The 9,159-nt window shown below is 75.6% G+C and carries 8 protein-coding genes; 4 read left to right on the forward strand and 4 right to left on the reverse strand.

What is annotated here, in order from left to right:
* Positions 1-124 precede the first annotated feature (124 nt).
* Complete coding sequence (locus ACQRUO_RS36770; RefSeq protein WP_428320523.1) at positions 125-574, reverse strand: molybdopterin-dependent oxidoreductase; 450 nt, start codon at positions 572-574, stop codon at positions 125-127.
* A gap of 190 nt (positions 575-764) precedes the next feature.
* Here ACQRUO_RS36770 and ACQRUO_RS36775 point away from each other — a divergent pair, with 190 nt between their 5' ends.
* Both ACQRUO_RS36775 and ACQRUO_RS36780 read left to right on the forward strand, forming a co-directional pair.
* Positions 765-1,406 (forward strand): helix-turn-helix transcriptional regulator, encoded by a 642-nt coding sequence (locus ACQRUO_RS36775; RefSeq protein WP_428320524.1) that lies wholly within the window; start codon positions 765-767, stop codon positions 1,404-1,406.
* A 41-nt stretch (positions 1,407-1,447) separates the two neighbouring features.
* Positions 1,448-1,921, forward strand: a complete 474-nt coding sequence (locus tag ACQRUO_RS36780; RefSeq protein WP_428320525.1) for a DUF3291 domain-containing protein — start codon at positions 1,448-1,450, stop codon at positions 1,919-1,921.
* Here ACQRUO_RS36780 and ACQRUO_RS36785 read toward each other — a convergent pair.
* From ACQRUO_RS36785 to ACQRUO_RS36795, 3 genes are read right to left on the reverse strand one after another with little or no spacing between them, the layout of a single operon-like run.
* Positions 1,918-4,023, reverse strand: a complete 2,106-nt coding sequence (locus ACQRUO_RS36785; protein WP_428320526.1) for a prolyl oligopeptidase family serine peptidase — start codon at positions 4,021-4,023, stop codon at positions 1,918-1,920. The two genes, ACQRUO_RS36780 and ACQRUO_RS36785, sit on opposite strands and share 4 nt — an antisense overlap.
* Complete coding sequence (locus tag ACQRUO_RS36790; protein ID WP_428320527.1) at positions 4,020-5,282, reverse strand: MFS transporter; 1,263 nt, start codon at positions 5,280-5,282, stop codon at positions 4,020-4,022. The genes ACQRUO_RS36785 and ACQRUO_RS36790 overlap by 4 nt, the downstream gene beginning before the upstream one ends.
* Before the next feature lie 14 nt (positions 5,283-5,296).
* Positions 5,297-6,481, reverse strand: a complete 1,185-nt coding sequence (locus ACQRUO_RS36795) for a radical SAM protein (protein WP_428320528.1) — start codon at positions 6,479-6,481, stop codon at positions 5,297-5,299.
* A gap of 214 nt (positions 6,482-6,695) precedes the next feature.
* Here ACQRUO_RS36795 and ACQRUO_RS36800 point away from each other — a divergent pair, with 214 nt between their 5' ends.
* Positions 6,696-6,857: a hypothetical protein gene (locus ACQRUO_RS36800; protein WP_428320529.1), complete on the forward strand. Its 162-nt coding sequence runs from the start codon at positions 6,696-6,698 to the stop codon at positions 6,855-6,857.
* A gap of 3 nt (positions 6,858-6,860) precedes the next feature.
* A partial coding sequence (locus ACQRUO_RS36805) for an adenylate/guanylate cyclase domain-containing protein (protein WP_428320530.1) occupies positions 6,861-9,159 on the forward strand: 2,299 nt, incomplete at its 3' end.

The following is a 9,159-nucleotide window of genomic DNA, read 5'->3' on the forward strand; positions in this document are numbered from 1 at the left end:
TCCCGCGCCAGGCGCCGCCCCCGACCCTCGGCGGCGGCGCCGGGCCGTGGTGGCGGGGGCGGGCCTGACGGGCGAGCCGCTGCCGGCCCGGCGATGCGCGCGGCGCGGACTCCGGGTGCGGGGTTCACCGCCCGAACGGGCCCACCCAGACCTCGGTGATCCCGCTGATGTACCGCGCCCCGCAGTGGTCCCCGGGCACCACGAGCTGGGGGCCCGCGCCGTCGAGCGGTGCGTCGTCGATGCTGGTGGCCAGCAGGATCTGCTGCCCGCCGAACTCGGGGTCGATCTCCGCCCAGGAGAGGACCGCGCAGTGGCCGTCCGTGCCCGTGACGGTCAGCAGGAACCGCAGGCGCTCCTTGCGTCCGTGCAGGTCCACCCGGGGGCGGGCCGCGCGCACGACGTCCCACAGGCGGGGGCCGTCGAAGCCGTGCCGCCGCTCGCCGCTGCCGAGGCAGTCGAAGCGTGCGTCGACGTGCTGCGAGGGCAGCTCGCGCAACTGGGCGACGGTCAGCTCGGCCGGCTCGTCCAGCAGTCCGTGGAGGCGGACGGCGGCAGGTGCGTCGGGTCTGCTCATCTACTGCTCCCTGGTGGCGGTGGGGCGAGGTCGCCGTGGTGGTACCCCCGTGACTGCGCAGATACCCACCTACCGATCGGTATGAGCTGGTAGGTGCGGGAGTATCTCGCTCATTGGCCTCGCAGCTGCCAGGGCATGGCGGGCCGGTCGAGCCTGTTCTGCCTACGCCCGTTGGTCATAGAATCCGCGCGTGACTGCTGAAGACTTCGCACTCGCGGCGCTGGGCCAGTTGGGCGATCCCGTGCGCCGCCAGCTCTATCGACACGTCGCCGCCAGTCCGGGCGAGGTGGGGCGGGACGCCGCGGCGGAAGCGGTCGGGATCTCCCGGTCGCTGGCCGCCTTCCACCTGGACAAGCTGGTGGAGGCCGGGCTGCTGGCCGTGGACTTCCGGCGGCTGTCGGGGCGCACCGGCCCGGGGGCGGGGCGGCCGGCCAAGGTGTACCGGCGGGCGGACGGGGAGCATGCCGTCTCCGTCCCGCCGCGCTCCTACGACGCGGCCGCCCGGCTGCTCGCCGAGGTGGTGGAGAACGCCGGGCTGGACCGGGAGTTGCAGGCCGCGGCGAAGGCCGCGGGTGCGGCGGACCCGGCGGCGGACTCGGCAGCGGCCGGTGCGGACCTGGTTGAGGTGCTCCGGGAACGCGGCTACCAGCCGTTCTGGGACGGGGAGACGCTGCGCCTGCACAACTGCCCTTTCGGGGCGCTGGCCCGGGAGTTCCCCGCCCTGGTCTGCGGGATGAACCTGGCGCTGGTCGAGGGTCTGGCGTCCGAGGGGTGGTCGCCGGCGATGGATCCGTGTCCCGGGGGGTGCTGCGTGGCGCTCTCTAAAAACTAAAACCATTGACGATAGAAGCCGGGCCGGGCCATGCTGCTCCCATGACTGGTTTTCAGCTCGCACAGGTCAACGTCGGCCGACTCGTCGCCCCGCTGGACGGACCGGAGCTGGCCGACTTCGTCGCCCAGCTGCCGGAGATCAACGGGCTCGCCGAGCGCAGCCCCGGGTTCGTCTGGCGGATGGTGGACGAGGAGGGTGCGGACGCCACCGGCCTCAGCGTCGACGGGGACGACGACCTGCTCCTGATCAACTGTTCGGTCTGGGAGTCGGTGGAGGCCCTGCGGGACTTCACCTACCACTCCGACCACCTGCGCGTCCTGACCCGCCGTCGCGAGTGGTTCCACCGCATGGCCGAGGCGCACCAGGCCCTCTGGTGGATCCCGGCCGGCCACCGCCCGACCCTGGCCGAGGCGATGGACCGGGTCGCGATGGTGCGCGAACACGGCTCCGGGCCGCTCGCGTTCACCTTCCGCGACCCCCGGCCCGCACCGGCCGCTGCGGTCACCGGGTCCTAGAGCGCCAGCCCCAGCTGCTCGGCGAAGAAGGCCAGCAGGTCCGCGTAGAGGTCGGCCAGGCGGGAGACGGCGCGGGCGCCGTGGCCGGTGCCGCGTTCGAGGCGGAGGAGGACGGGGCGGCCGCTGGTGGTGGCTTTTTGGAGGGCGGCGCACATCTTGCGGGCGTGCAGCGGGTCGACCCGGCTGTCGCCGTCGAAGACGGCGAGCAGGACGGCGGGGTAGCGGGTGTCGGGCCGGACCCGGTGGTAGGGGGAGTAGGAGAGCAGCGTGGCGAGCTGCCCGGGGACGGCCGCGCTGCCGTACTCGCCGACCCAGCTGGGCCCGAGGCCCGAGCGCTCGTACCGGGCCATGTCCAGCAGCGGGGCCACGCAGGCCACCGCCGCGCAGCTCGCGGGGCGCTGGGTGAGTGCGGCGCCCACCAGCAGGCCGCCGTTGGAGGAGCCCCAGAGGCCGAGGCGGTCGGGGGTGGTCCAGCCGGCGCTGACCAGGTGGTCGGCGGCGGCGTGGAAGTCGTCGAAGGTGTTCTGCTTCCGGTCGAGCATCCCGGCGCGGTGCCACTCCTCGCCCTCCTCACCGCCGCCGCGCAGGTTGGCCACCGCGTAGACGCCGCCGGCCTGGACCCAGGCGAGGGCTTCGGGGGAGTAGACGGGGGTCAGCGACTGGCCGAAGCCGCCGTAGCCGGTGAGCAGGGCGGGGCGCGGCCGCTCGGGCGTGCCGGTCGGCGTGAGGGAGGCGGCCGGGGCGAGGACGAACATCCGGACCTGCGTGCCGTCCCGGGAGGTGAAGACGGTCTGGACGGTGACGGTCCCGGCGGCGGTGGCCCCGCCCGCCGGCTGCTGCCACGGCGTCAGGGCGCCGGTGCGCGCGTCGTAGTGCAGCACCGTGGTCGGGGCGGCGAAGCCGGTGCAGGTGAACCAGGCCTCGTGCGCGTCCTGGGCGGCGGCCCGCAGCCGGCCGACAGTGCTGCACGGCGGGATCGGCAGCCGGTGGAGTTCGCGTCCGTCGGCGAGGTCGTGCACGGTGACCTCGCCGACGGCGTGCCGGGTCCGGGCGACCAGCAGCACCGGGCGGGCCAGCTCGGGGCCGTCCAGCACCGCGAAGTCCGCCAGCACGGCGTGCGGGTCCTCGGGGATCAGGTCGCGCCAGGTGTCGGGGCCGGGGTGCGCGGCGGTGGTGGTGACCAGCCGGCCGCGCGGGGCGTCGAGGTCGGTGGTCAGGTGACAGAGCGGGCCGCGGCGCGGGCGCAGCACCGTGTGGGCGTCCAGGCCCTGCTGCACCGGACGCCAGCGCGGCGCCTCGGGCGGGTCGGCGGACAGGTCGGCGAGCCAGAGGTCGCGGCGGCGCGCGCTGCCCGCGCCGGCGCCGACGGCGAGCAGGCGGCCGTCGGGGCTGATCCGCACCGTGTAGTGCTGGGTGGGCTCCCGGTCCGCACCGAAGACCACCGGGTCGGTCTCGGGGTCGGTGCCCAGGCGGTGCAGGCGGACCCGCCGGTGGTACGGGTCGTCGACGGACAGCCGGCGCACGTAGTAGAAGCCGCTGCCGTCGGGCAGCCAGGCGACCGTGCTGCGGCGGACCCGGTCGATCGGCCGGTCGACCGGTCGGCCCGAGTCGACGTCGAGGACGAGGAGCACGGCGTTCTCGGTGCCGCCGGGGGCCAGCTGGCAGCTGATCAGCCGGCCGTCCCAGGAGGGTTTGAACTCCTCCAGCGTGGTGGTCCCGCTCGGGTCGACCCGGGCGGGGTCGACCAGCACCCGCTCGGTGCCGTCGGGCTCGACCACCACCAGCTCCGGGTGTTCGGCGCCGGGGCGGCAACGGGCCAGGAAGAGCCGGTCGGCCGCCGGCCGCGGGGCCGAGCGCGCGCCGACCAGGTCCAGCAGGACGCGCAGCCGCTCCCGCGCGCCCGCCCGGGAGCGCCAGCCGTCGGCGGCGGCGCGGTAGCCGGCCTCCTGCTGCGCGGTCCACTCCAGCACCGCCGGGTCCCGGGCGTCCTCCAACCAGCGGTACGGGTCGGCGGGTCGGTCGGCGAGGAAGTCAGCGGGTCGGTCGGCGAGGACGTCGGCGAGCCGGTCGGCCGGCCGGTCGGTGGGCTCCGGTGCGGTCATGAGTCGTCTCCCTGGGCGTGCGCGAGGACGGCGGGCTCGGCCACGACCACGGCCGCCCGGCTCCGGGTGGCCGACAGGGCCAGCCGGCAGCCGACCGTGGCCACGCCGGACAGCAGCGCCAGCGTCAGCCAGGTCCGGGAGCCGCCGAGCGCCTGGTAGGCCGCGCCGGCCGCCATCGGGCCGACCGCGGCCAGTCCGCTGAGCAGCAGGCTGGTGGCCGCGCTCACCCGGCCGACCAGGTGCCGCGGGGTCTGCCCGAGCAGCGCCTGGAAGACCGCCACCCCGGCTGCCGGGGAGAGCAGCATCATCAGGCCGAGCAGCGGCGCGACCACCGCCGGCCGGAAGGCCACCGCGAACACCACCAGTTCGGCGCTCCAGACCGCCCCGATCGTCAGCACCATGGCTGGGATGGTCAACCGCCGCACCAGCCACGGCGCGAGCAGCGCACCGATGATCCCGCCGGCGCCGATGCAGGCGACGACCGCCCCGATCACGCCGCCCGAGCTGCCGCGCCCGCGCAGCTCCAGGATCACCACCACGTCGATGGCGGCCGCCACCAGGTTGACCACGGCCGCGTAGAGCAGCACCACCAGCAACTCCCGCTGGGCCGCCAGCCAGCGCAGGCCGGCGGTGGCGCCGCGCTCCGCGGCCGCGCGGGGGCCGGAGACGGCCGCCGGGCGGGCGGTGATCCGCAGGATCAGCAGGGCGGAGAGCGCGTAGCTGGCGGCGTCCACGGCGAACGGCACCAGCCGGCCGGCGGTGAACAGCAGACCGCCGAGGGCGGGCCCGGCCAGCGAGACCACGTTCAGCGCCGCCTGGTCCGCGCCGAGCGCCTGGGAGAGCTGCTCCTGGTCGACGACGTCGCGGATCAACACCGAGTTGGCCGGCCCGAACAGCGCGCTGGCCAGCCCCTCCACGACGGCGACCAGCAGCAGCTGCCAGTACCGCGGGGCGACCCAGAGCGCGGCCAGCGGGACGCTGGCCAGCGCGGCACAGCGCACCAGGTCGGCGACCAGCATCACCACCCGCCGGTTCCAGCGGTCGACCAGGCCGCCGGCGGGCAGCCGGAAGCCGAGCCGGGTGACCAGCGAGACGGTGGCCACCGAGCCGGCCTGGACGGCGTTGCCGCCCAGGCTCAGCACCAGCAGCGGGAAGGCCAGGGTGGAGATCGCGGAGCCGAGGTTGGAGGTGAGGTTGCCGAGGAAGGACCACCGCAGGTTCGCGTTGGTCCGCAGCACGTGGTCGCGCCGTGCCGCCATGGCCGCCCTCCCCCTCACAACCGGCCGCTGGCCAGCAGGTAGTCCAGGACCCGGCCGTCGACCTCGTCCTGGAAACGGTCCATCACCCCGGTGTCGGCCTGGGCGTACTCGTAGCCGCAGGTGACCCAGCGTTCGGGCACGCTCGCCGGGTCGAGGTAGCCGTGGTCGACGTGTCCGACCTCCATGCCCGGCTTGCCCGCCGACTGCCAACTGCTGAACAGGGTACCGTCGGCGTTGACCACCGCTCCCTGGGAGCCGCCGGGGATGGAGCAGATCTGGCAGGTGGTGTGCATCGAGGGCCGCACCACCCGGTAGCCGCGTTCCAGGCTCTCCACCGTCCACTCGACGAAGCGGTCCGCCACCGAGCCGCTGCGGTCCAGGTCGTTGCGGTAGCCGATCCCGGCGTCGCCGACCCAGGCCAGCGTGACGGTGCAGCGGCCGGGGTCGGTGCGGCCGTCCAGCTGCGCGAAGAGCTCCCCGACCCGGTCGGCGTTGCGGTGCGAGACGTTGACCCGGAAGTTCCAGCGCAGGCCGGTCCGTTCGGTGGCGGCCGCGACGTTGGCGAGGATCCGGTCGAAGGTGCCGCCGCCGCGGTGGGTGACCCGGGTGGCGTCGTGGTCGGCCCGGCTGCCGTCGAAGGTGATCTGTACGGCGTCCAGTCCGGCCTCGTGCAGCTGGACCGCCCGCCGCGGGTGCAGCAGCACGCCGTTGCTGGTCATCGCGGCCGAGTGGAGGCCGATCGAGCGGCCGCGGCGCAGTAGTTCCAGGCAGCCGGCCGGGTTGAGCAGCGGCTCGCCGCCGAACAGCAGCAGGAAGAGCCGCCGCAGTCCGGCGTCCGCCATCCGCCGCCCGGTGAAGTCGACGATCCGGTCGATCGTGGCGGTGTCCAGCAGCTGCCGCTCGATCCGCGGTGGCCGGTGGCCGCCGGCGGGGTCCTGGCCGGTGTTCTGGAAGCAGTAGCCGCAGCCCAGGTTGCAGGCGGTACTGGTGAGCACGGTGAGCGAGAAGGACTTGGCGGTGCGCTCGCGGAAGGCGCCCTCGTCGCGCAGGAAGGCGTCGATGTCCGTGCGCAGCGAGCCGTCGGGCAGCACGTGGTGCGGCTTCAGCAGGGTCCAGGTGCCGTTGCCGATGAACCACCAGCCGCGCTCGGTCCTGATCATCCGTGGCGCGTCGACGTCGTCCAGCCGGGTGCCGATCACTGATACCTCCGGAGGTCCACGGGCGGTCGCCGGTCATCGGGAGCGCGGTACGGCGGGCAGGCTAGGCGGCGGCGGTTTGCCCACGGTATGCGGAGGGTTGGCGGTGCGCCGGCGACCGGTGGCATACCGGACGCAAACCGGGGAGCAGCCGGCGCGCCCTAGCCTCGGCCCGTGCCGGGAGTCCGCCCGGCGGCAGGGAAGGGGCCTGATCGCGGTGACCGACTCGACGCCCGCTGGGCCGACACCTGCCGAGCCGCCGGCCCAGCGGCCCGCCTCGGAGCCGTGCGCCGAGCCGGCCGAACCCGAGGTCGTGCTGCACGCGGCGGACGAGGACGCCGAGGAACGCCCGTGGTGCATCGGCGACCTGACGGTCTGACGGATGACCGATCGGCCGCCCACCTGCCCCGGCTGCGGCGCGGACCTGCCCACGGGAGCCAGGTTCTGCGCCCACTGCGGCGTGCCGACCGGTGACGCGGAGGCGGCCGAGGAGCGCCGGGTGGTCACCGTGCTCTTCTGCGACCTGGTCGACTCGACCCGGCTGTCCGGGCTGCTCGACGTCGAGCTGCTGCGCACCATCCTGCTGCGCTACTACGCGCTGATGCGGCAGCGGATCGAGGCGCACGGCGGGATCGTGGAGAAGTTCATCGGCGACGCGGTGATGGCGGTCTTCGGCCTCACCGCGACCCGGGAGGACGACGCGCACCGGGCGCTGGCCGCCGCCCTGGAGCTGCACGCCGCGCTGGACGGGCTCAACGCGGAGCTGGAGCGCGAGCACCGGGTCCGGCTGCGGATCCGGATCGGCGTGCACACCGGTGAGGCGGTGACCACCGTCGATCCGGCCCGCCGGCAGGCCCTGGTCTCCGGCGAGGTGGTCAACATCGCCGCGCGGCTGCAGGCGGCGGCCGAGCCGGGCGGGGTGCTGCTCAGTCTCCGGACCTGGCGCGCGGCCGGTCCGGGGCCCAGCGTCGAGCGGATCGGCGCGCTGCGGCTGAAGGGCGTGGCCCAGCCGGTCGAGGCGGGGCGGCTGCTCGGGCTGGGCGGGGCCGACGCGGAGCAGGCGCGCCGCTTCGACGTGCCGTTCGTGGGGCGCGAGCGGTACCTGGGCGAGCTGGACCTGGCCTGGCGGCGGGTGGCGGAGGAGTGCGACGTGCACGTGCTGACCTTGCTCGGCGAGGCGGGCATCGGCAAGTCCCGGCTGGTCGACGAGTGGCTGCGCCGGGCCGGTCCGGCCAGTGACAGTCCGGCCAGTGACAGCCCGGCCGATGGCCGACCGGCCGGCACCGGGCAGGCGGGCCTCGGCCCGGTGGGCATCGGACGCTGCCGGGCGGCCGGCACCGAGGGCCCGCTGCACGCGCTGGTCGGCTGCCTCGAACCGCTGGTCGCCGAGCCCCCCGAGGACGCCCGGACCGCCGCCGCGATCGCCCTGCTGCGCGGCGGGCTGCTGCTGGACGGCGCCCCGGCCCCCTCGGTGGACGCCACCTGCGCCGCGATCGCCCGACTGCTGACCGAACGCAGCGCCGCCCACCCCCTGCTACTGGTCCTGGACGACCTGCACAACGCCGAGCAGCCCCTGCTCGACCTGTTGGAACGGCTGGTCGACGAGGTGCGCCGGCTGCCGATCCTGCTGCTCTGCCTGGCCCGCCCCGACCTGGTCGACACCTGCCCCGGCTGGGGCACCGGCCTGGCCAACGCCACCACCGTGACCCTCACCGGCCTCGCCCCGGCCGACTCCGCCGTGCTCGCCGCCCACCTGGTCGACCTCGCGCTGCACGCCGGCGCCGCCGCCGAGCAGATCGTCGCCCAGGCCGACGGCAACCCGCTCTACCTGGAGCAACTGGCCGCCACTGTCGAGGAGACCGGTTCGGTCCAGCAACTGCCGCCCACCCTGCACGCGCTGCTGGCGGCCCGGATCGACCGGCTGGCCGAGGCCGAGCGGCGCGCGCTGCGCCACGCGGCGGTGGTGGGGCGCGAGTTCGAGGCCGCCGACCTGGCCGAGCTGGCCGGGGCGGCCGGGACGGGCGAGGCGGGCGAGGCCGAGCAGGCGGCCGTGCTGCGCACGCTGACCCGGCGCGGGCTCATCCAGCCGGTCCGCCGCACCACCCGGACGGGCGCGGTGCACTGCTTCGTCAACGGCATCACCCAGCGGGTCGCCTACGAGGGGCTGACCAAGCAGCGGCGCGGCGAACTGCACCAGCGCTACGCGGAGTTCCTGCTGGCGGCCGGTCACCCGGACGCCGCGGTCGGTGCCCACCTGGAGCAGGCCCACCGCTACCGCGCCGCGGTCGGGCGGCTGGACGCGACGACCGCGGCGCTGCGCGAGCGGGCGGTGCGGCACCTGGTCCGGGCCGGCACCGCTGCGCTCCGCCGGGTCGACCTGCCCCGCGCGCTGGCGCTGCTCCAGCGGGCCGCCGAGCTGACCGAGCCCGGCGACCCGGGCCGCCCCGAGCTGTGGCAGCACCTCGGGGAGGTGCACCTGACCATGGGCGAGCGGGCCGCCGCCTACCGGGCACTCACCTTGGCGGTGACCGAGGCGGAGGCCGCCGGCGAGCCCGGCGTGGCCGCCCACGCCCGGCTGCACCTGGCCGCCGCCCGCGACCCGCGGGCCCTGGAGCAGGCCGCCACCGAGGCGCTGCCGGTCTTCGCCGCCACCGGCGACCGGCTCGGCCTGGCCCGCGGCG

The organism is Kitasatospora sp. LaBMicrA B282, assembly GCF_050325825.1.
In the GTDB taxonomy this organism is placed as follows: Bacteria; Actinomycetota; Actinomycetes; order Streptomycetales; family Streptomycetaceae; genus Kitasatospora.

Bases quoted from the DNA above. Each gene is read 5' to 3' on its own strand.
- ACQRUO_RS36770 (WP_428320523.1), bottom strand. From the start codon at position 574: ATGAGCAGACCCGACGCACCTGCCGCCGTCCGCCTCCACGGACTGCTG.
- ACQRUO_RS36780 (WP_428320525.1), top strand. From the start codon at position 1,448: ATGACTGGTTTTCAGCTCGCACAGGTCAACGTCGGCCGACTCGTCGCC.
- ACQRUO_RS36785 (WP_428320526.1), bottom strand. From the start codon at position 4,023: ATGACCGCACCGGAGCCCACCGACCGGCCGGCCGACCGGCTCGCCGAC.
- ACQRUO_RS36790 (WP_428320527.1), bottom strand. From the start codon at position 5,282: ATGGCGGCACGGCGCGACCACGTGCTGCGGACCAACGCGAACCTGCGG.